This is a genomic window from Geodermatophilus sp. CPCC 206100, from assembly GCF_048569675.1.
Classification (GTDB): domain Bacteria; phylum Actinomycetota; class Actinomycetes; order Mycobacteriales; family Geodermatophilaceae; genus Geodermatophilus.
In genome coordinates this window covers 1-20480 of record NZ_JAQISV010000040.1, presented here as the reverse complement: position 1 = coordinate 20480, position 20480 = coordinate 1, and the positions used below count along the sequence as shown (strand labels likewise).

At 76.2% G+C, this 20480-nt stretch carries 21 protein-coding genes; 12 read left to right on the top strand and 9 right to left on the bottom strand.

Annotation, left to right across the window (positions count from 1 at the left end; translation table 11 throughout):
* The first annotated feature begins 6 nt into the window (after positions 1-6).
* Positions 7-684: a ribosome hibernation-promoting factor, HPF/YfiA family gene (hpf, locus tag PGN05_RS18040; protein WP_419753944.1), complete on the top strand. Its 678-nt coding sequence runs from the start codon at positions 7-9 to the stop codon at positions 682-684.
* A 42-nt stretch (positions 685-726) separates the two neighbouring features.
* Here hpf and PGN05_RS18035 read toward each other — a convergent pair whose 3' ends face one another.
* Entirely contained in the window at positions 727-1278 is a 552-nt protein-coding gene (locus PGN05_RS18035) for a GNAT family N-acetyltransferase (protein WP_419753943.1), read from the bottom strand.
* A 40-nt stretch (positions 1279-1318) separates the two neighbouring features.
* Entirely contained in the window at positions 1319-1711 is a 393-nt protein-coding gene (locus tag PGN05_RS18030) for a pyridoxamine 5'-phosphate oxidase family protein (protein ID WP_419753942.1), read from the bottom strand.
* Between the two features lie 52 nt (positions 1712-1763).
* Here PGN05_RS18030 and secA point away from each other — a divergent pair, with 52 nt between their 5' ends.
* On the top strand, positions 1764-4901 hold the full coding sequence (gene secA, locus PGN05_RS18025) for a preprotein translocase subunit SecA (protein ID WP_419753941.1): 3138 nt from the start codon (positions 1764-1766) through the stop codon (positions 4899-4901).
* Positions 4902-5012: 111 nt separating this feature from the next.
* Here the strand turns inward: secA and PGN05_RS18020 are convergent, their stop codons facing one another.
* A complete protein-coding gene (locus PGN05_RS18020) occupies positions 5013-5567 on the bottom strand; it encodes an Rv3235 family protein (protein WP_419753940.1) in 555 nt (184 codons plus the stop codon).
* Positions 5568-5641: 74 nt separating this feature from the next.
* A complete protein-coding gene (locus PGN05_RS18015; protein WP_419753939.1) occupies positions 5642-6442 on the bottom strand; it encodes a hypothetical protein in 801 nt (266 codons plus the stop codon).
* A 95-nt stretch (positions 6443-6537) separates the two neighbouring features.
* Between PGN05_RS18015 and PGN05_RS18010 the strand changes: the two genes are divergently transcribed.
* Positions 6538-7107 (top strand): hypothetical protein, encoded by a 570-nt coding sequence (locus tag PGN05_RS18010; RefSeq protein ID WP_419753938.1) that lies wholly within the window; start codon positions 6538-6540, stop codon positions 7105-7107.
* Between the two features lie 6 nt (positions 7108-7113).
* Here the strand turns inward: PGN05_RS18010 and PGN05_RS18005 are convergent, their stop codons facing one another.
* On the bottom strand, positions 7114-7425 hold the full coding sequence (locus PGN05_RS18005) for a helix-turn-helix domain-containing protein (RefSeq protein WP_419753937.1): 312 nt from the start codon (positions 7423-7425) through the stop codon (positions 7114-7116).
* A 224-nt stretch (positions 7426-7649) separates the two neighbouring features.
* On the opposite strand from PGN05_RS18005, the gene PGN05_RS18000 reads away from it, so the two are divergent.
* The 4 genes from PGN05_RS18000 (at position 7650) to PGN05_RS17985 (ending at position 11866) form a co-directional block, all read left to right on the top strand.
* Positions 7650-8546 (top strand): SAF domain-containing protein, encoded by an 897-nt coding sequence (locus PGN05_RS18000; RefSeq protein ID WP_419753936.1) that lies wholly within the window; start codon positions 7650-7652, stop codon positions 8544-8546.
* Positions 8546-9871 carry an AAA family ATPase gene (locus PGN05_RS17995; RefSeq protein WP_419753935.1) on the top strand — a complete coding sequence of 442 codons (1326 nt, stop codon included), beginning with the start codon at positions 8546-8548 and terminating at the stop codon, positions 9869-9871. Before PGN05_RS18000 ends, PGN05_RS17995 begins: the two co-directional genes overlap by 1 nt.
* Before the next feature lie 27 nt (positions 9872-9898).
* Entirely contained in the window at positions 9899-11281 is a 1383-nt protein-coding gene (locus tag PGN05_RS17990; protein ID WP_419753934.1) for a WS/DGAT/MGAT family O-acyltransferase, read from the top strand.
* A gap of 72 nt (positions 11282-11353) precedes the next feature.
* Positions 11354-11866 (top strand): DUF6912 family protein, encoded by a 513-nt coding sequence (locus PGN05_RS17985; protein ID WP_419753933.1) that lies wholly within the window; start codon positions 11354-11356, stop codon positions 11864-11866.
* Positions 11867-11886: 20 nt separating this feature from the next.
* On the opposite strand, the gene PGN05_RS17980 is transcribed toward PGN05_RS17985, so the two are convergent.
* On the bottom strand, positions 11887-16131 hold the full coding sequence (locus PGN05_RS17980) for an FtsK/SpoIIIE domain-containing protein (RefSeq protein ID WP_419753932.1): 4245 nt from the start codon (positions 16129-16131) through the stop codon (positions 11887-11889).
* A 152-nt stretch (positions 16132-16283) separates the two neighbouring features.
* Between PGN05_RS17980 and PGN05_RS17975 the strand changes: the two genes are divergently transcribed.
* Positions 16284-16577, top strand: coding sequence for a WXG100 family type VII secretion target (locus PGN05_RS17975; protein WP_419753931.1), 294 nt, complete (start codon positions 16284-16286; stop codon positions 16575-16577).
* A 22-nt stretch (positions 16578-16599) separates the two neighbouring features.
* Here PGN05_RS17975 and PGN05_RS17970 read toward each other — a convergent pair whose 3' ends face one another.
* Both PGN05_RS17970 and PGN05_RS17965 read right to left on the bottom strand, forming a co-directional pair.
* On the bottom strand, positions 16600-17532 hold the full coding sequence (locus tag PGN05_RS17970; protein ID WP_419753930.1) for an HTTM domain-containing protein: 933 nt from the start codon (positions 17530-17532) through the stop codon (positions 16600-16602).
* Positions 17529-18017: a hypothetical protein gene (locus tag PGN05_RS17965; protein ID WP_419753929.1), complete on the bottom strand. Its 489-nt coding sequence runs from the start codon at positions 18015-18017 to the stop codon at positions 17529-17531. The genes PGN05_RS17970 and PGN05_RS17965 overlap by 4 nt, the downstream gene beginning before the upstream one ends.
* 85 nt (positions 18018-18102) lie before the next feature.
* Here PGN05_RS17965 and PGN05_RS17960 point away from each other — a divergent pair, with 85 nt between their 5' ends.
* Positions 18103-18246 (top strand): hypothetical protein, encoded by a 144-nt coding sequence (locus PGN05_RS17960; RefSeq protein ID WP_419753928.1) that lies wholly within the window; start codon positions 18103-18105, stop codon positions 18244-18246.
* 69 nt (positions 18247-18315) lie between these two features.
* Here PGN05_RS17960 and PGN05_RS17955 read toward each other — a convergent pair whose 3' ends face one another.
* The gene (locus PGN05_RS17955; protein ID WP_419753927.1) at positions 18316-18750 is read right to left on the bottom strand and encodes an NUDIX domain-containing protein; all 435 of its coding nucleotides are present in this window, start codon (positions 18748-18750) and stop codon (positions 18316-18318) included.
* Between the two features lie 74 nt (positions 18751-18824).
* Between PGN05_RS17955 and PGN05_RS17950 the strand changes: the two genes are divergently transcribed.
* From PGN05_RS17950 to PGN05_RS17940, 3 genes are all read left to right on the top strand, one after another.
* Positions 18825-19448, top strand: coding sequence for a DUF6758 family protein (locus PGN05_RS17950; protein ID WP_419753926.1), 624 nt, complete (start codon positions 18825-18827; stop codon positions 19446-19448).
* Positions 19449-19574: 126 nt separating this feature from the next.
* Complete coding sequence (locus PGN05_RS17945; RefSeq protein WP_419753925.1) at positions 19575-19739, top strand: hypothetical protein; 165 nt, start codon at positions 19575-19577, stop codon at positions 19737-19739.
* Positions 19740-19746: 7 nt separating this feature from the next.
* A partial coding sequence (locus PGN05_RS17940; protein WP_419753924.1) for a PH domain-containing protein occupies positions 19747-20480 on the top strand: 734 nt, incomplete at its 3' end.

Genomic DNA, 20480 nt, shown 5'->3' with positions numbered 1-20480 from the left:
GGTCTCATGGAGATCGTGGTCCGTGGCCGCAACGTCGAAGTCCCCGAGCACTACAGAGAACACGTCGAGGACAAGGTCGGTCAGCTCGAACGATTCGACGGCAAGCTGAAGTTCATCCGGGTCGACGTGGAGCTCTTCCACGAGAAGAACCCGCGCCAGTCCGCGCAGTGCCAGCGCGTGGAGATCACCCTCCGGGGCAAGGGCCCCGTCGTCCGCGCCGAGGCCAGCGCGCCGGACTTCTACTCCGGGCTCGACCTGGCGGCCGGCAAGCTCGAGCACCGGCTGCGCAAGGCGGCCGACCGCCGCCGCGTGCACCACGGCCGGCGCACCCCCGCCACCGTCCGCGTCGGCGGTGCCACCGACGCCGGCGTCCTCGAGGCGTTGGACCGGGAGCGGCAGCTCGCCGCCGAGGGCCCGCACGTCACCGACCTCGACGAGCACCTGCCCGGGCGGATCGTCCGGGAGAAGCACCACCCGGCCACCCCGATGACCGTCGACCAGGCCCTCCACGAGATGGAACTGGTCGGCCACGACTTCTTCCTCTTCCAGTGCGCCGACACCGGCCAGCCGACGGTCGTGTACCGGCGCCACGCCTACGACTACGGGCTCATCCGCCTCGTCGACGCCCCGCTCGACGGCAAGCTCGAGCAGCAGCCCGCCCAGCCCGCGGCGGCGCCTCTCTGAGCGCGCGGCGGGCGGGGCGCAGCAGGCGCCCCGCCCGCCGCCTCAGTCCCCGGCGACCCGGCCGAACAGCACCGCGTCGCGGTACGAGCCGTCCCGGTCGTCCAGACACGCGCGGACGACGCCCTCGCGCGTGAAGCCGGCCCGCACCGCCACCGCCTGCGAGGCGGTGTTGTCGACGTCGGCCACCAGGTGCACCCGGGGCGCGCCTCGCCCCAGCGCCCACGCCGCCAGTGCGCCGGCGGCCTCGGCGGCGTATCCCCGCCCGCGGGCCCAGGGCGCGATCCAGTAGCCGACCTCCGGGCCGAACCGGCCCTCGCGCAGGTGCAGGCCCGCGGAGCCGACCAGTTCCCCGCCGGCCTCCACCACCACCGGCATCCCCCGACGCTCGGCCCGTTCGCGGGGCGCCACCTCGGTCACGAACAGCCGGGCGTCGTCGCGGGTGTAGGGGACCGGGACGGCGGTGATCCAGCGCTGGATCCCGGGGTCCTGGCAGGCCCGAAGCACGGCGTCCTCGTCGTCGGGACGGTGCGGCCGCAACACGAGCCGGGCGGTGCGCACCGCCTCGGTGGTCAGGTCGATGTCGCCGAGGTCCATGCGGCCATCGTCTGGCATCGCGCACGTGCCGGGCCCGCTCTCACGCGTTGCCCAGGACGCGGTCGACCGAGATCTCCAGCACCACCCGAGCCGGGTTCTCCCGCGGCAGCCGGTAGCGCTGCGCGTAGCGCTGCTCGGCGTCGGCCACCGACGCGCGGTCGTCGCGCACCACCGCCGTCCCCTCGAGGGTCACCCAGCGGCGGCCGTCGACCTGGCAGACGGCCACCCGGTCCTGCCCGGCGCGGACGTGGCGGACCTTCGCCGACGTCCCCGAGGTGATGACCCGGGCGGTGCGGGTCGCCGGGTCGTAGGTCACGCCGACGGGGACGACGTGCGGGCCGCCGTCGGGGCGCAGCGTGGTGAGGGTCGCGAGGTGCCGCTCGGTGAGGAAGGTGAGGAGATCGGGGCCCAGGTTGTCCAGGTCGTGCGCCACCCGCGGATCGTCGCAGCCGACACCGATCTGCGCGCCGCCTACGCTGGGGTACGTGGTGTTCTCGAAGATCCTGCGAGCCGGTGAGGGCAAGCTCCTCCGACGACTGAACAAGATCGCGGATGCGGTGGAGTCCCTGGCGGACGACGTCGTGGACCTCACCGACGCGGAGCTGCGGGCCAAGACCGACGAGTTCAAGGCGCGTCTGGACGACGGGGAGACCCTCGACCACCTCCTGCCCGAGGCCTTCGCCGTCGTCCGCGAGGCCGCGACCCGCACCCTCGGCCAGCGGCACTTCCGCGTGCAGATCATGGGCGGCGCCGCGCTGCACCTCGGCAACATCGCCGAGATGCGCACCGGTGAGGGCAAGACGCTGACCGGCGTCCTGCCGGCGTACCTCAACGCGCTGGCCGGCCAGGGCGTGCACGTCGTCACCGTCAACGACTACCTCGCCAAGCGCGACGCCGAGTGGATGGGGCGGGTGCACCGCTTCCTCGGCTTGTCGGTCGGCACGATCCTGTCCGGCGAGCGCCCGGCGCACCGCCGCGAGCAGTACGCCTGCGACATCACCTACGGCACGAACAACGAGTTCGGCTTCGACTACCTGCGCGACAACATGGCCTGGAGCAAGGCCGACCTGGTGCAGCGCGGCCACCACTACGCGGTCGTCGACGAGGTCGACTCCATCCTCATCGACGAGGCGCGCACCCCGCTGATCATCAGCGGCCCCGCCGAGTCCGCCGGCAAGTGGTACACGGAGTTCGCCCGCATCGTGCCGCTGATGAAGCGGGACACCCACTACGAGGTGGAGGAGGCCAAGCGCACGGTCGCCGTCACCGAGGAGGGCGTGGAGTTCGTCGAGGACCAGCTCGGCATCGACAACCTCTACGAGGCGGTCAACTCGCCGCTGATCAGCTACCTGAACAACGCCCTCAAGGCCAAGGAGCTGTTCCACCGCGACCAGCAGTACATCGTCAGCAACGGCGAGGTGCTCATCGTCGACGAGTTCACCGGCCGCGTGCTGGCCGGACGGCGCTACAACGAGGGCATGCACCAGGCCATCGAGGCCAAGGAGCGGGTGCAGATCAAGGACGAGAACCAGACGCTCGCCACGATCACCCTGCAGAACTACTTCCGGCTCTACGAGAAGCTCTCCGGGATGACCGGCACCGCCCAGACCGAGGCGGCCGAGCTCTCCCAGACCTACAAGCTGGGCGTCGTGCCCATCCCGACGAACCGGCCGATGGTCCGCGAGGACCGCTCCGACGTCATCTACAAGACCGAGCAGGCAAAGTTCGACGCGGTCATCGACGACATCGCCGAGCGGCACGAGAACGGCCAGCCGATCCTGGTGGGCACCGCGAGCGTGGAGAAGTCCGAGGTCCTCGCCAAGCTGCTGCTGCGCCGCGGCATCCCGCACGAGGTGCTCAACGCGAAGAACCACGCGCGCGAGGCGCACATCGTGGCCCAGGCCGGGCGGCTGGGCGCGGTCACCGTGGCGACCAACATGGCCGGCCGCGGCACCGACATCCAGCTGGGCGGCAACCCCGACTTCATCGCCGACGAGGAGCTGCGCGCCCGCGGCCTGTCCCCGGCGGAGACGCCGGAGGAGTACGAGGCGGCCTGGGACGACGCGCTGGCCAAGGCCAAGGAGCAGGTCAAGGCCGAGCACGAGCAGGTCACCGACGCCGGGGGCCTCTACGTGCTCGGCACCGAGCGGCACGAGAGCCGCCGCATCGACAACCAGCTGCGTGGCCGCTCGGGCCGGCAGGGCGACCCGGGCGAGTCGCGGTTCTACCTGTCCCTGGGCGACGACCTCATGCGGCGGTTCAACGGCCCGATGCTCGAGTCGATGATGACCACGCTGCGGGTGCCCGACGACCAGCCGATCGAGTCGAAGATGGTCACCCGGGCGATCCGCTCGGCGCAGACCCAGGTCGAGCAGCAGAACTACGAGGTCCGCAAGGACGTCCTCAAGTACGACGAGGTGCTCAACCGCCAGCGCATGGTCATCTACGACGAGCGGCGCAAGGTGCTCGACGGCCAGGACCTGCACGAGCAGGTGCAGTCGATGGTGGACGACGTCATCAGTGCCTACGCCGACGGCGCGACCGAGACCGGCTACGCGGAGGACTGGGACCTCGACCAGTTGTGGAGCGGGCTCAAGGCGCTCTACCCGGTCGGGGTCACGGTCGACGGGCTCATCGACGAGGTGGCCGGCGGGGAGCAGGCCGCGCTGTCGGCCGACGCCCTGAAGAGCGCGCTGCTGGACGACGTCCACCGCGCCTACGAGGAGCGCGAGACCGCGCTCGGCTCCGAGGTGATGCGCGAGCTGGAGCGGCGGGTGCTGCTGTCGGTGCTGGACCGCAAGTGGCGCGAGCACCTGTACGAGATGGACTACCTGCGGGCCGGCATCCACCTGCGCGCGATGGCCAACCGCGACCCGGTCGTGGAGTACCAGCGCGAGGGCTACGACATGTTCAACCAGATGCTGGACGGCATCAAGGAGGAGTCGGTCGGCTTCCTGTTCAACCTGGAGGTCAAGACCAGGGAGCAGCAGGAGGCGGAGGCCCAGGCCAAGCAGGCCGAGGCCGAGGCGAAGGCGCTGGCCGCCGCCCAGCAGGGGACGGCGCGGGTGCTGGCCCGTCAGGCCGCGGCCGCGCAGGCCGTCCAGGCGGCGGCCGCCCCGGCGCCGCCCGCCGCCCCGCCGACGGTGGACGGCGACGGTGCCGCCGCGGTACCGGCTCCGGCACCCGCGGCTCCGGCCGCGTCGGCACCTGCTGCCGCGGCTCCCGCTCCGGCACCCGCGGCTCCCGCTCCTTCACCCGCGGCTCCGGCTCCGTCGGCCCCGGCGCCCTCGGCCCGCCGGTCCGGCGTGTCGACCACGAAGGGCAGGCCGGCGCCCGTCCGGGCCGCCGCGCCGGCGCCGACCGCACCGGCGAACGAGGAGCCGACGCCGTCGGCCACCGAGGCGCAGCTGCAGGTCAAGGGCCTGGAGGAGCCGCGCCGCTCGCCCGAGGACCTCAGCTACTCGGCGCCGAGCCTGGATGCCTCGGTCAAGGAGAGCGGCCCCGCCAAGGCGGCCAAGTCGGCGACGGTCACCGGGACCAAGGAGCCGGCCCGCAACGCGCCGTGCCCCTGCGGCTCGGGCAAGAAGTACAAGGCCTGCCACGGAGCCCCGTCCCGCGCCTGAGACCGGTCCCCGCCCTTCCCGCCCTGGACGGGGCACGACGCCCCTGCCGGTCCGCCGGCGGGGGCGTCGTCGTGTGTGGCCCGCGCCTCGGGGCGCCCCCAGGGGCCTCGTTCAGCCGATCTGCAGCGCGGTGCACCGCCACCGGCCGTCGATGCCCTCCAGGCGGGCGGCGACCGCGTGTGCCCGGCCCGACCGGCGTGCCACCGCGCTCACCTCGGCGACGCCGTCCACGGGTTCGCACACGGCGACCGGGCCGAGGAGCACCGGGGCCGTTCCGCTGCTGCACCAGCGGGGCCGGCGACCACTGGTCAGCGCGGCGTAGACCCCGGGCGAGGTGAGCGCCTGCACCTGGGTGAGCGGTCGCTGGTCGGCCAGCGCCTCGAGGGTGAGGGTGAGCAACCGCCGTCCGGCCGGGCGCGGGTCGGGGAGGTCCGCTCGTCCGGACCAGGCCGGCTCGAACCCGGCGAGGAAGCCCTCGGCCCGGCCCTGCTCCCGCGGTCGGGGACCCGGCCGGTGCGGCGGGCGCGGAACGGCGACGCCAGGGCGCACCAGGCGCACGACCGCGTGCTGCGCCAGCGGCGGCTGGGGCGTCGGGACGACGGTGAGCCGCAGTGCCGCGGCGGTGAGCGGCTGGTCGGCGGCGGGGGAGGACAGGGACGCGGTCACGGGGTGCTCCGGGATCGAGGTGTCGGGACGGGCTGGTCGGGTGGGCGTCGGGCCGTGCGCGGTGGCCGGCGCTGTCACGGTGCGGAGGGCGGGCGCAGGACCTGGCCCGGGAGCAGCAGGTCGGGATCGGGACCGATCACGCCGGCGTTGAGCTGCCACCAGGCCTGAACAGCGGCGGCGGTCTCCCCGGCGGTGGGCTCCCGGCCGGACCGGTCCTGCAGGTCGGCGGCGGCGATGTCCCACAGACACTCGCCGCGCAGGACGACGTGGTCCCCGGGGTCGGGGAGGGGCCAGCCCGGGACGGGGGCGGCCGTCGGCTGTGGTGCCGGTGCCGGTGCCGGCGTCGGTCGGGGCGCGGTGGTCTGTGCCGGTGCGCTGGTCTGTGGCGGTGCGGGCGTCGGCGGAGCCGGTGCCCGTGGCCAGTCCGGGATCGGCCCCGCGGTCGCGGTGCCGGAGGACGGCCAGTCCGTGACGCCGGCGTGCGCGGCGGCGCTGTCCGGGGCGGCGGACGCCGGCGCGCAGGCGACGAGGAGGGGAGCGCCGGCGGTGAGGCCGACGCCGAGTGCCAGTGCCGCGGCGCGACGGGCTCCCGCCGGCAGGACCCGGCGGCTGAGCGCGCGGGCGAGGCCGCCGGCGAGGCCGGGCAACCCGGAGGCGGCCGTGAGCACCAGGCCGAGGAGTCCCCAGAGCCAGGTGAGCCACGCCAGGGCGGCCACGGCGCAGAGCAGCAGCGTCTCCGGACCGACCGTGTCGGCGGCGCGCTGGAGGTCGAGCCCGGTGGTGGCCAGCCAGGCCAGGTCCGGGGTGGCCGCCCGGAGTGCGGCGGCGACAGCGGCCATCGCCACCGTCGTCCCCAGCAGTCGCCGTGTCGACATGTCCCCTCCTCGGTTCCGGTACGGAGACTAGAGCAAGCAAACGCAACCAAATGCAAGCTTCCACAGGGAACTAGGCTGGCCGCGGAGGTGGTGAGATGCGCTGGCAGCGGTTGTTCGCCGAGCTGGAGGCCGAGTTCGACGCGGTGGAGGCGGCGGCCGAACGCGCCGAGGCGGGGTCGCGTCGCCGGGCCGAGCTCGGAGCCGTCCGGCTGGCCGAGCGGCTCGCGGGTTCGGTGGGACGGCCCGTCTCGCTGCGCTGCCGCGGGGCCGGTGAGGTGGCCGGGACACTCACCGACGTGGGACCGGACTGGCTGCTGCTGAGCGACGACGTCCACCGCGAGGTGCTCGTGGCGACCGGCGCCGTCCTGTCGGTGGCCGGGCTGGGCCGGATGACGGCGGTGCCGGCGCCGGACGGCTCGGTGCGGGGTCGGCTCGACCTGCGGCGGGCGTTGCGCGGGCTGGCGCGGGACCGCAGCGTCGTGCAGGTGCTCCTCGACGACGGCTCGGCGTCCGTGGGCACCGTGGACAGCGTGGGCGCGGACTTCGTGGAGCTCGCCGAGCACGCGGCCGACCAGCCGCGCCGCGCGGGCGCGGTGTCGGGCGTGCGGACGCTGGCGTTGCCGGCGCTCGTGCTGGTGCGGACCCTGGCGCCCGGGCTCGACTGACCCGGCTCAGCGCCGGCGGCGGCCTCCGGTGGCGGGTGCGGCGGTGGTGCCGGCCGACGCGGCCGCATCCGGCTCACCGGACACCGGCTCGGCCGTTCCGGGCTCGGCCGGCGGCGGGGGGACGGAGCCCGCGCGAGCCTCGGCGTACTTCTGCTGGATGAACCGCTCGAGCTCGTCCACCTCGACGCGCCACTGGCCGCGACCGCCGATCTGGATGGCGATGAGCTCCTTGCGCCGGACCAGCGCGTAGGCCTGGGACCACGACACGTTGAGGATCTCGGCGACGTCGTCGAGGGTCAGGAAGCGCGGTGTGGGCATGGGGTCTCCGTCCGGTCGCGCCCAGTCTGGCAGCCCCGTCCGGGTGGGATGAGCGCCGTCCACACCCGAACGTGTGGATGGCGACTGCGCGCTCCTGCATCCGTGTCGCATCATCTGCGTCCGACCGTGGTCGATCGAGACCATCGGCGCGAATCGCAGAGGGGAGGCGGCCGGCCGTGAGGGCTCCCTCCACCGTCCCCGGTTCGTCGACGGGCCCGGAGCCAGTGACCGGGCCGGTGCCGCGGCGGGTCCGACCGCCCCGCTGGCTGGACCTGCGCCTGGTCCTCGGGGTGCTCCTCGTGCTGGGGTCGGTCCTGCTGGGGGCGCGCGTCGTCGCCAGTGCCGACGCCACCGTGCCGGTCTGGTCGGCCGCCGGTGACCTCGCGGCGGGCACCGTGCTCGAGGCCGGCGACCTGGTGGCGGTCGACGTGCGCCTCGACGCGGTCGCCGGTTCGTACCTCGCGACCAGCACCCGCCCGGAGGGCCGCGCCCTCGCCCGGGCGGTGAGCACCGGCGAGCTGCTGCCGCGGGCGGCGCTCGAGGAACCGGCCGAGCTGGTCCAGGTGGCGCTGCCCGTCCAGGCCGGCTTCGTGCCGCCGGGACTGGTGCGCGGACAGGTCGTGGACGTGTACGCCGTGGCCGACCCGGCGGCCGGGGCCGCAGCGACGGCAGCGTCGGAGGTGTCCCTCGTCGTCGGTGCCGCACCCGTCCAGGCCATCTCCGGGCGGACGGAGGGAGTCCTGTCCACGGCGACGACCACCGTGCAGGTCGTGGTCTCGGTGCCGGCCGCACGCGCCGCCGAGGTCCTGGCGACCATCGCCGGGCGCCCGCTGGTGGTCGTCGTGCACGGCTCCGTCGACGTCCCCGACGGGGGCACCGGCAGCGGCGGTTCCGCAGCCGGTGCCGGCGGGGCGGCGACCCCGCCCGGCCCGCCGTCGTCCGCGCCGTCGTCCGAGCCGGGGACGACGGTCCCGGCCCCTGTCGCCCCTGCCCCCGTCGCCCCGGCGGCCGGAGCGCCGGCTGACCCGGCCGCGCCCGCCGCGCCCGCCGCACCCGCTGCGCCGCCTGCTGGGGCGCCGGTCGTCCCCGGGCCGGCACCCCTCCCGGTCCCGGCGCCCTGATGGCGCTGCAGGTCTTCACCGCCGTCACGGGGGCGGCGTGGGAGTCGGCGCTGGTCGGTGCCCTGGACCGGACCGACCACGGCGTGACGGTCGTCCGCCGGTGCGTCGACGTCTCCGAGCTGCTGGCGGCCGCCGCCACCGGGACGGGGCAGGCCGCGCTGCTGTCCGCGGACCTCCGGCGGCTGGACGCCGATGCGGTCGCCCGGCTGCGCGCGGCCGGCATCGCGGTGGTGGGCCTCGTCGAGCCCGGTGACGACCGCGCCGCTGACCGCCTGCACGCGCTCGGCGTCGCCCGGGTGCTCCCTGCCGACGCCGAGCCCGACGTCATCGCGCGCGCCCTGCGCGACGCGGTGGCCGGCGGCCCGCCGTCCGGCCGCGACATCGCCGACCCGCGATCGGCCCTTCCCGGGCCCGCGTCTCCGCAGCCCCGCGCCGACCGGGCGGCCGGTTCCGGGCGGGTCGTGGCCGTCTGGGGGCCGACCGGTGCTCCCGGGCGGACCACGGTCGCCGTCGGGCTGGCCGACGAGGCCTCCCGGCTGGACGTCCAGACCCTGCTGCTGGACGCCGACGTCTACGGCGGGGTGGTCGCCCAGGTGCTGGGCCTGCTCGACGAGTCGCCGGGGCTCGCGGCGGCGGCGCGGCAGGCCTCCGCCGGCACCCTGGACGACTCGACCCTGGGGCGACTGGCGTGGGCGGTGCGCCCGCGGCTGGGCGTCCTCACCGGCCTGGCCCGTGCCGACCGTTGGCCCGAGCTGCGGCCGCAGGGTGTGGCCGCCGTGCTGGAGGAGGCCCGCCGGGTCGCCGACCTCACGGTCGTCGACTGCGCGTTCAGCCTGGAGGAGGACGAGGAGCTCTCCTTCGACACGGCGGCACCGCGACGCAACGGCGTGACCCTCACCGTGCTCGAGGCCGCGGACACGGTGCTGTGCGTGAGCGGAGCCGACCCGGTGGCGCTGCAGCGCACGATCCGGGCCCTGGGTGAGCTGCGCGACGTCCTGCCCGCCGTGGAACCGCTGGTCGTGGTGAACCAGGTCCGCCGGGGGCCGGTGCCGGGGGACCCTCGACGTGAGATCGCCGAGGCGCTGGAACGGTTCGCCGGCCACGAGGTGGGCTGCTTCCTCCCGGCGGACCGGCGCGGGACGGACGCCGCGCTGGCCGGTGGCCGCACCCTCGCCGAGGTCGCGCCGGGCTCGCCCCTGCGGTCCGGGCTGCGTTCCCTGGCCGCCACCGTGGCCGGTCTGCCGCAGCCGGCCGCCCGGCGTCCCCGGTCGCGGCGGCTGCTCCCGCGCCCCGCCCGGCTGTCGGCCGGCCGCGGTGCGTCGTAGCGTGGGCTGCCGAACCGGAGGAGGCCGATGGTGGAGCGCCTGACCACCCTGGACGCGTCGTTCCTCTACCTGGAGAGACCCGACAGCCCGATGCACGTCGCGGGCGTGCTGGTGCTGGAGCCGCCGCCCGGCGGCCTGGACACCGTCGCCTCGCTGGTGGAGGCCCGGCTGGCGTTGGTGCCGCGCTATCGGCAGCGGGTCCTGGAGGTGCCCGGGCACCTGGCCAACCCCGTGTGGGCCGACGACCCCGACTTCGACGTCGACTACCACGTCCGCCGCTCCGCGGTGCCGCGTCCGGGGACCGAGACGCAGCTGCTCGACCTGGTCTCCCGGGTGACCGCGAGACCCCTCGACCGGGCCCGCCCGCTGTGGGAGGTGTACCTGGTGGAGGGCCTCGCCGACGGCCGGGTCGCGGTCATCACCAAGACCCACCCGGCGCTCGTCGACGGCCTCGGCGCGGTCGACATCGGACAGGTGCTGCTCGACCCCTCGCCGGACGCCCCGGTCCCCGCCCCCGCGCCGTGGCGCCCGCGCCCACTCCCCAGTGCCGTCCACCTGGTCCAGGAGGCGGTCGAGGAGTACGTGGCCCGGCCCACGGCGGCACTGGACACCGCGCGGCACGCGGTCAGCGACCTGCGGGCGACCGGCGGTCGGCTGTCCAGCGCGGCGGCCGGAGCCGTGCGCGCCGCCCGTTCGGCCCTGTTCCCCGCCCCGGCCAGCCCGCTGAACGCGACCAGCGGCAGCCAGCGCCGGGTGGCTGTGGCCCGGGCCGACCTCGACGACGTCAAGCGGATCCGCAAGGCCCTCGGCGGCACGGTCAACGACGTCCTGCTGACGGTGGTCACCGGTGCGGTGCGCGACTGGCTGCTGTCGCGCGGCCAGGCGGTGACCGGGTCGACCTCGGTGCGCGCGCTGGTGCCCGTGTCCCTGCAGGGCGAGGAGGAGGCGGCCCCGGGCAGCCGGGTGTCGAGCTTCCTGGTGGACCTGCCCGTGGGCGAGCCGAACCCACGCGTCCGGCTCGCCCGCCTGAGCTACGCGATGCGGGGGGTGAGCCAGCACGGCCGGTCGGTCGGCGCGGACACGCTGATCGCACTGACCGGTTTCGCCCCTCCGACGCTGCACGCCCTCGGTGCCCGGGCCGCCCGCGGCCTGTCCCGGCGGATGTTCAACCTGGTCGTCACGAACGTGCCCGGGCCGCAGTTGCCGCTCTACGCGGCGGGCAGCCGGATGCTCGAGGTCTTCCCCGTCGTCCCCCTGGCTCCCGGCCAGGGCCTGTCGATCGGCATCACCAGCTACGACGGCCGGCTGTTCTTCGGGCTGAACGCGGCTCGGGACAGTGTTGGCGACGTCGACGTGCTGGCCGACCTCATCGAGCAGGAGACCGGGGTGCTCGTGGAGACCGCCGGCTGACCCTCGCCCGGCCACCGCTCCCGCACGCCGGGATAGCGTCTCGCGCAGGACCAGCGAGAAGGAGCCCGACCGGTGCGCGTCTACCTGCCTGCGACCACGTCCGTCCTGCGGACCCTCGTGGACGCCGGGCGCCTGGCCGGCCCGCACACCGCGTTCGCCGTGACGCCCGGCCTGCGGGAGTTCTACGCCGTCAGCGACGCCGGGGCCGACGGGGAGGAGCTGGAGTACGCCGCCCTCCTGGCCGCCGCCCGGGCCAGCCTGCGGCTCATCGACATCGACCCGACGGCGGCGCGGCGCCGGGTCGTGGTGGCCGCGGACGTCCCCGACGCCGCGGTCTCCGACGTCGAGGACCCCGGCGCCGACCGCGGCGCCGTCCGCGTGACGGCCGACATCGCGCTGCGCGACGTCGCCAGCGCGCACATCGACGGGACCGACGCCGAGGAGGACGTCCGCGCCGCCGTGGCCGTCGTCCTGGAGGCGGACCTCGGCAGCGACGAGGCGCAGTTCGTGGTCGACCAGGCCGAGGGCCATGAGCTGGCCTGGTACGCCAGCCAGGAGATCGGCACGCTGCTCGAGCTGCTCTGAGCCCGGAGCCGTTCCGGCGGTCACGCGGCCACGACGGAACGCCCGGTCGCCGTGTTGCGGGGGAGGACCGCAGCCCGGTGCCGGGCCACCTGGACGCGGTGCACGTCCCCCGCTGACACCAGCCACCCCGATCCCGGCCGGACGGGCAGCGGGGTGCGGGGGAGCCGGATCCCCAGCAGGTCGGCGTCACCGGGGGCCGGGCAGAGGAACAGTCCGGTCCGGCGCCTCCGGATCGCCGGCACCGGGCCCCGGTGGGTGGCCGCCAGCTCGGGCGCCGTGCCGCCCAGCACCAGCACGATCTGGTCGGCGACCTCGGGGTTCCCCGCCGCGGCCAGGACCGCGGCGTCGGTGACCGCCCCGACGTCGTCGACCACGACCACGCCGGTGCCATCGCCCAGGCCGTCGACCCAGGCCCGCCAGCCCGCGAGGTCCGCCCCGGCGACCACGGCGGGCGCCGCGTCCTCCAGCGGGGTCCGGTCGGCGGGGCCGCGCACGACGTGGAGCACCGCCGTCCCCGCGGCCGCCAGGTGCCGCCCGAACGAGTGCACGGCCGTCCGTCGCCCGCTGCCGGGAGCGCCGACGACCAGCAGCCCCCCGGTCCGGGCCAGGTCCACCGTCAGGAGCGCTCCCTCGTCACCGCCCGGGCCGAGGGGCAGCCGCAGCTCGCCGCCCGGCTCCGGCCGGGACCTCCGCCCGGGTCCGGGCAGCACCGGGTCCGCCGGCAGCTCCGGTATCTGCAGCGGCCGCGGTCCGGCCGTCGCGGCCCTCGCCGGCGCCGGATCCGCCCGGCGGGGGAGGGCGAGCTGGCACTCGGCGGCGTCCTCGCCCAGCAGCGCCCGTCCGGGCGGCCGGTGGGCAGGGACCAGCCGGGCGGGGATCCCGGCCGTGGCGTAGTCGGCGCGATCCGCCATCGGCAGCTGCAGCCGCCGCCCGGCCGCGGCCGCCAGCCGGCCCCCGGGAACGGCGCGGTCGGCGGTGAGCACGCAGGTCAATCCCGCGGCGGCGCCGTCCCGGGCCAGCCGCAGCAGTGCCGCCGACCCGCGGCCGGGGTCGAACTCGTCGAGCTGGGCCGCCACCGACTCGGCCCCGTCGACCAGGAGCAGCAGGTGCGGCGCCCGGCCCGATGCCTGCCCGCCACGGCGCCGGGCCACCTCGTCGGCGAGCCGGTCGACCAGCCGCAGCGTGCGCAGCGGATCGTCCCCACCGACGGTCGTGCCGACGTGCGGCCATGCGGCGGCGCTCGACGCCAGCGCGCCGCCCCCGTGGTCGAGGACGTGGACGTGCACGTCGCCGGGGGACAGGGAGGTCCCCGCCTCGGTCAGGACGGTGCGCAGGAACGTCGTCCGCCCGCTGCCGGGGCCGCCCAGGACGAGCCAGCTGCCGCCGCGCGCCAGGTCGAGGACGAACGGCTCCTGGAGCTGGGCGGCGGGACGGTCCACCAGGCCCACGGCGATGCGCGCCCGGTCCGCCGGCTCGTCGCGGGTCCGGGCGGGCAGGAGGTCCTCGGCCCGGACGGCGTCAGGGAGCGCCGGGCACCAGGGTCGGTGCGGCCGCGGCAGACGGCTCTCGGCGGCCAGCCGGACCAGCGCGGCGGAGATCCGGGCGAGGTCGGTGGGACCGCGCTCGGCGTCCTCCGGCCCCGCGTCCGCAGCCGGCCGCGGCCACCGCCAGGGCCGGACGACCGGCTCCCGGTCGAGCGGGGCCGGCGCGGACCCGGCCACGCGGGCGACCTGGACCAGGACCGGGGCGCCGCTCCCGGCGCGCAGGTACGCCCGGCCCGGCAGGTCGACCGGCAGCCCGGCCGCGGCCCCCGTGCCGAGGACGTCCCGGGACTCCGCCTCGTCCGTGGTCCGCAGGCAGATGCGCAGGCTGCAGTTGGCCCGGATCTCCGGGGAGACCACACCGCCCGGTCTCTGGGTGGCCAGGACCAGGTGGATCCCGAGGGACCGGCCGCGCTGCGCGATGCCGACGAGCCCGGACACGAACGTCGGCAGCTCCTCGGCGAGGCCCGCGAACTCGTCCACGACGATCACCAGCCGGGCCAGCTCGACGGCGTCGGGCAGGGCGGCGATGTCCGCCGCGGAGTGCTCGGCCAGGAGGGTCTCCCGGCGGGACAGCTCGGCGGACAGCGAGCGGAGGGCCCGCTCCGTGGTCGCCCCGTCGAGGTCGGTCAGCAACCCGACGGTGTGCGGCAGCCCGGCCGCGTCGGCGAAGGCGGCACCGCCCTTGTAGTCGACGAGCAGAAAGGAACACCGGTCCGGCGGGTGGGCGAGGGCCAGTCCGGCGATCAGCGTCTGGAGCAGCTCGGACTTGCCCGCCCCGGTCGTGCCGGCGACCAGCGCGTGCGGACCGTGGGTGCAGAGGTCGAGGGCGGCGGTCCCCGCGGCGGTGCGGCCCAGGGTCACCAGGAGCGAGCTCCTCGTCCGTGGCCATCGACCGAGCGCCGCACCGTCCGTCCCGACCCGCACCGGGGACCCGGGCAGGTCGAGCAGCCGCACCCGTGCCGGCAGCTCCTCGTCGTCGGCGGCCGGCAGGAGGGCGGCCAGGTGCCGTGCGACGGCGGTCGCGACGACCGGCGGCAGCTGGTCGACCGTCACCCCGGGTCGCTCGGGGGCGCCCGGCAGCGTGAGGACCGCGGCGTTCCCGGTCTCCCCGCCGAGCTCCAGCACCGCCTCGGTGCCGGGCGGCAGCTCCTGCCGCGACCGGGCGGTGGTCAGGACGACGATCCCCGCCTGACGCGCTCGGCGGAGTGCGGCCGCCAGACGGGGGCCCACCGGCAGGTCGACGACGACGGCCAGCCAGCCGGGCACCGGACCGCGCGCTGCCGTGCCCCGCGACCCGGCGGTTCCCGCCCGGCGCCGGCCGACCACCTCTCGCAGCCAGGCGACCGGTGCGTCGCCCGCTGGTTCCGCCGCGCCGTCGGGAGCCAGCTGCACCGACCGGAGGTGGGGCAGCCAGCGGAGCCAGGCCCAGTCCGGCAGCCGCTCCGGCGTGGTGAGCAGGGCCAGCTCGACCTCGCTCGGTGCGTGCAGGACGGCCAGCTGGACGACGATCCCGGACAGCACCCCCACGGCCGGCGCCCGCGGCCCGGCGACGGCGAGCCCGCCGGTGGCGGCCAGCTCCACGACGACCGGGAGGTGCTCGGCCGGCTCGCGTTCCCGGCCTCCGTCGCTGCCGACCCGCGTGACGCGCGAGGGCCCGCGGCCGCCGCCCACCCGCACCGCCACGGCGTCGGCGTCCGCGCTGCGCCGTTGCCAGAGGACCGGCGACCGGCGCCGGGCGACCGCGGCGAGGGTGGCGAGGTCGGGATGCGCGGCGGAGGCGGCTCGGACGTCGGCCGTCAGCGCGTCGTCCAGCCGGACCCGTGCCGCGGCGAGGTCAGCCGCGTACGTGGCCGTCGTCCGGCGCAGGTCCCGCCGGCCCGACCAGCGGTCGGACAGCCAGGTGCCTGTCGCCACCACCGGGCTCAGCAGCGCGAACAGGAGGAAGTGCGGAGAGTCGAGCACCCAGGCCAAGACCACGCCGCTCATCGCCGGCAGGGTGATCGCCACCCAGGGCAGCCGCCGGCGCGGCGGCGGCGCCGGTGCGCCGGGGAGGGCGACGTCCACCTCCGGGCGGTGCGGGTCCGTGCGGGGGCGCGCAGGCACCCGAACCCGGCCGGCGGGGCCGGGACGCACGGATCCGGGGACCTCGCCCGGGCCGACGACGGTGAGCGCGCTGGCGCCCACCCGGAGCACGGCCCCGGCCGGCCACGACACGGGCGTGCCGTCGACCGGCCCGGCGTCGAGCCGGCTGCCGTTCGTGGAGCCCAGGTCGGTGACGGTGAGCTCGCCGACGCCCACGTCCACCACGGCGTGCCGGCGGGAGACGTCGGGGTCCGCGATCCGCACGGCCGCGTCGCTCCCGCGACCGAGCACGGAACGCCCCCGGGGGAGGGGCAGCGTCGTCCCGGCCGCCGGGCCGCCCACGACGTGCAGCTCCAGCGCGCTGGCCCGGTCGTCGGCGGCCTCCCGGGGCGCGGGCCGGCCGGCGCCCAGCACCGCACCGTGGGCCAGCGCCGGGGCAGTGAGGGGGAGGTGGTCGGGCAGGAGCGTCGACCCCGACCACAGCCGCACGCCGGCCGTCCCGAGGACGCCGGCCAGCGCGGGCAGCACCGCGCCGAGGGAGTCGTCGTCGGCGGCCAGGACCTCCACGTCGACCGGGCCCCTGGCGGTGACGAGGGTCCAGCAGCGGGACCGGGACAGCGGCGTGGCACGGGGGAGCACGCCCCGACCCTCGGCGCCCCGAGGCCGCTCAGCGGGACCGGCGGCACCATCTGTGGACCCGGCCGCCGCCTGTGGACGGCCCGGGCCGTCGCGGCGCCGCCCGGCCTAGCGTCCGTTCCGACCGGGAGGTGCCCGGAACTCGAGGAGGACCAGTGAAGGTCGACATCGCCACCCTGCAGTCGATGGCCGGACAGTGCCGGGCCGAGGCCGCCGAGACCACCGCGCGGCACGCCACGCTGTCCAGCGGCGTCAACGCGTCCGTGCTGGACGGCTGGACCGACAGCCAGGCGGCGGTCCGGTTCACCGAGCTGTACGAGCAGTGGCGGGCGAGCGCGCAGGGCGTCAGCGACGCGCTCACCGGCATGGGCGCCCTCCTGCAGGGCGTGGCCGCGTCCTACGAACAGCACGAGGCGGACGTCGCCGCCCGCATCGGCGCCCTGCTCTGAGGCCGTGCCGGGGGGCCCGTCCTCAGCCCGGGGGTGCGGCGCCGGCCGGCCCGACGGCCAGCCCGGCGGGGCGCCGGATCCGGTCGCGCAGTGCGTGGACGGCGTCCGGGAGCCGCTCCCACGGGAGGATCGACAGGATCGCCACGCAGTGCGGGAGGAAGATGATCTTCACGCTGGCGAAGACGGCGACGTGGAACCCGAGCAGGAAGACCACGAGCGCGACCCGTGCCCGGTCGGACCGGACCAACAGGATGAGCGGCGAGGCGAACTCGAGGACCAGCATCGCCCACTGGGCGGCCACCAGGAGCCCGGGCACCTCGAGCGTCCAGTCCGACAGCACCGTGCCGCGCCGCACGATGGCCCGGGTGAGGGTCGAGCCGGTCGCCCAGTCCCAGCCGCCGAAGCGCATCTTCGCCCAGGCCGCCAGGAAGTAGGTCAGCATGACCGTGACGAACACCGCGGCCATGGCCCAGCCGGCCGCTTCCGAGGAGCGCCGGTCCCGCCACCGGACCCGGCCGATCGTGGGCAGCACCGCGAGGGCGACGAGGAAGGCGATCCGGTCGTGGTCCACCTTCCCGTAGCTCATCGCGATGACCATCCACTCGAAGTAGAGGACGAACACCGCGGTGCCGAGCAGGCGCGGAGCCCGGCCGGTGGCCGCGGCCAGCGCCGCGGCGACCAGTGCCCACTGCACGACGTGCACCACGGTCGACGTCGGTGTGGGTAGCGGCAGGTACTCGGCGATGGTGAGCGGTTGGTAGTACTCGGTCGGGACGGCGGCGTGCGCGCTCACCCACGCCGTGGTGAGGAAGACGTCGATCGGGATGAACAGGTAGGCGATGGTGCGGAACACCGCGATCCGCGCCAGCGGCACGGGCCGGAACCACCAGCCGGAGCCGCGCTCCGCCACTCCTCCCGGACCCGGCTGCCGTCCGTCGGTGGGCCTGCGGGTCACGGGGTGTCCTCCAGGTCCTGGGCGACGACGACGGACTCGGTGACCTCACCGGTCTGCCGCCCGTCCTCGAGGGCGTACCGGCGCTGCACGACGCGGACCTCGGCGAGCGGCTCGGCGGCCGGGTGGTGGTCGGCGTAGGACTCCGCGAGCAGGACCAGGAGTTCGGGTTCCTGCACGAGGCGGGCCAGCTGCCCCTCGAACTCCGCGCGGCGCAGCCCGACCTCGCCACCGGAGAGCCGGACCTCCTCACCGTCGGCGGTCAGCCCCACCACGCGGGTGGACACCACCGGCCGGTCGGGGTCGGCCCGCGTCGAGTACATACGGAAGGGGCCGAAGGGGAAGTCCGCGTCGGTGCCCCACACCGTGCCGCCCAGCAGCAGGGCCAGGACGACCGCGCAGGCCGCGAGCCGGACCCGGCGGCCGATGGGGGAGAGGGTCAGGACACCGGTCTCCCCGGGGGCAGGAACGGGAGGAGCCGGTACCACCGGGGCATCGTAGGATCGGCGCCCGTCCAGATGGGGCACCGACGCCGCGTGGTGGACGGAGTCGCGGTCCCGGGAGGACCGGGGGGTGGTCGTGGAGACCATCGGCTACGAGCAGGACGGCACGGTCGTGTGCGTCTTCCGGCGCCGGGTGATGGTGCCCGAGCGCTCCGCCGGGGTGGCGCGGGGCGGCGAGCAGCCCGGCCGCCCGGAGTCGGCGCGCGGGGACTGAGGCGCGCGGGGGCCGAGGCGCGCGGGGGCCGAGGCGGGCGGAGGTCGAGGCGGGCGGAGGTCGAGGCGCTCAGGCCGGGAGCGCGCCCCACCCGCGGAGGGTCTCCAGCAGCAGGGGGGTGCACCGCAGCCGCGCGAGCTCCTCGGCATCGGCGAAGGTGACCGCGTCCGCGTCGTCCCCGGCGACCGGCGCGGCGTCCGGCTCGAGCAGCGTGCAGGCCAGGTCGACGACGTCGTAGACCACCCCGGCACCCGGGATGCGCACGCGGCCCAGTTCCGCGCCCGCGCGCACCGCCAGGCCGGTCTCCTCGCGCACCTCCCGCTCGACGGCCGCGGCGGTGGTCTCGCCGGACTCCACCCGCCCGCCCGGGACCGACCACAGCCCCCGGCTGGGCTCGTGGCCGCGGCGCACGAGCAGCAGCCGCCCGCGGGCGTCGAGCACCACCGCGCCCACGCACGCGACCACCGGCACCGGCGCCGGCGGTGCGGGGTGCTCGGTCGGCATGTCAGGCACCGTACGCAGGTGACCCGGGCGCTGCGCTTGACGAACCCGGCCGGTCACCAGGACGGTGTTGCGCGATGACTGCGACCACGGTCTGCCCCCGCTGTGGCGAGCGGTTGGTCGTCCGGCCGGGGAACTCGGGCCAGGCCTGGTGCCACGTGCACGGCGCGGTGACGCCGCTGCACCACACGCTGCTGGTCGCCCACGACGCGATCGCCGCGGTGACCGCCGACGCCCGGGTGCCCGCCTGGGTGCCCGACCCGATGCCCCCGGGCTGGTCGGTCACCGGCATGGCCTGGGGCGGGGAGCCGGGGGCGCGCGCGATCGTCGTCGACTGCTCCGGTCCCGCGCCGCTGGGCGGGACGGCGGAGCTGGTGCTGGTCGCGGAGGAGCCCGGGATGGGCGTCGGCTGCGGCTACGCGGGGCTGCCCGGGCTGGATCCGGGCGACGTCATCTCCGGCCCGTCGTCGGCCGACGTGAAGGCGCACGGCCAGCACGCGCCGCTGTGGGCGGTGCCCACCGCCGACGACCGGGCGGCCTTCGTCGGCGAGGCCTACGGCGTGTGGTTGTGGCTGGTCATGTGGCCGATGTCGGCCGCCTGGCTGCTCGCCGAGCAGCTGGACCTGCTCGACCTGCGCGACCGGCTGTACCCGGACCTGCCCCTCGGGCCGCCCAGCGAGCACCTGCTGCCGGGGACGTGACGGACCGGACCGCATCGGTCCGCAACCCGGGCGGCGTGTCCGGGGAGGGACCCCCGGGACCTGTGTTACCCATGGTGCCCGTCGTGCGGACAGCCCTGTCCGCACGGCTCCGACGACACTGCGGAGGTGACGGTGAACCTGAAGAAGGTCCTCACCTGGCTGGTGGTCGCGTTCGTGGTCTTCTACGTCATCCAGGCCCCGGAGAACTCCGCCGAGATCGTCCGCAGCGCGGGCGAGGCGCTCGGCGACGCGGCGTCCTCCCTGGCCGCGTTCGTCGGGTCGCTGATCTAGCCCTCCCGTGACCGACCCGGCGAGCTCCCGGACGTCGGCGGCCGGCCGGCAGCCCCGGTGGAGCAAGGACGCCGACAAGTACCTGCTGCCGCACGAGCACCCGCCGGTGGTCGCCACCCGCCGGCACTGGGCGGTGCTCATCGAACCGATCGCCAAGGCCGTTCCGCTGCTCGTGCTCGGCGGCTGGCTGCTGCTGTTCGACCCGCGGAACGAGACCACGACGACGGCCGGGTTCCTCGTCCTCGTCGCCGTCGTCGTCTACCTGGCGCTGCGCATCGGCGAGTGGTGGATGCGCCACTTCCTGGTGACCAACCGCCGGGTGCTGCTCACCAGCGGCATCATCGTGCGGACGGTGGCCCTGCTGCCGCTGCGGCGGATCACCGACCTGACCTACAAGGAGACCCTGTTCGGCCAGATCCTCGGCTACGGCACGTTCCGCTTCGAGTCGGCCGGGCAGCAGCAGGCGCTGTCGGAGATCACCTACCTGCCGCGAGCGGACCTGCTGTACCGCAAGGTCAGCAACCTGCTCTTCGGCACCGACGGCGCCGCCACCGGGGACGACGAGGGCAACCTCGAGCCGCCGGGGCGCGGCGGCGGCCCGGAGGCCAGCGGCCCGGAGGCCGGCGGCCCGGGGACCGGTCCGACCCCGCCGGCCGGCGGCCCGGAGACCGGCGACCCGGCCGGCGGCCCGGGGACCGGCCCGGCCGGCGCGGACGCCGGACGGCGCGACACCGAGCCCAT

Coding starts and splice junctions, on each gene's coding strand:
- PGN05_RS18010 (WP_419753938.1), top strand. CDS start 6,538: ATGCGCTGGCAGCGGTTGTTCGCCGAGCTGGAGGCCGAGTTCGACGCG.
- PGN05_RS18005 (WP_419753937.1), bottom strand. CDS start 7,425: ATGCCCACACCGCGCTTCCTGACCCTCGACGACGTCGCCGAGATCCTC.
- PGN05_RS17950 (WP_419753926.1), top strand. CDS start 18,825: ATGACTGCGACCACGGTCTGCCCCCGCTGTGGCGAGCGGTTGGTCGTC.
- PGN05_RS18035 (WP_419753943.1), bottom strand. CDS start 1,278: ATGGACCTCGGCGACATCGACCTGACCACCGAGGCGGTGCGCACCGCC.
- hpf (WP_419753944.1), top strand. CDS start 7: ATGGAGATCGTGGTCCGTGGCCGCAACGTCGAAGTCCCCGAGCACTAC.
- PGN05_RS17990 (WP_419753934.1), top strand. CDS start 9,899: ATGGTGGAGCGCCTGACCACCCTGGACGCGTCGTTCCTCTACCTGGAG.
- PGN05_RS17995 (WP_419753935.1), top strand. CDS start 8,546: ATGGCGCTGCAGGTCTTCACCGCCGTCACGGGGGCGGCGTGGGAGTCG.
- PGN05_RS18015 (WP_419753939.1), bottom strand. CDS start 6,442: ATGTCGACACGGCGACTGCTGGGGACGACGGTGGCGATGGCCGCTGTC.
- PGN05_RS17955 (WP_419753927.1), bottom strand. CDS start 18,750: ATGCCGACCGAGCACCCCGCACCGCCGGCGCCGGTGCCGGTGGTCGCG.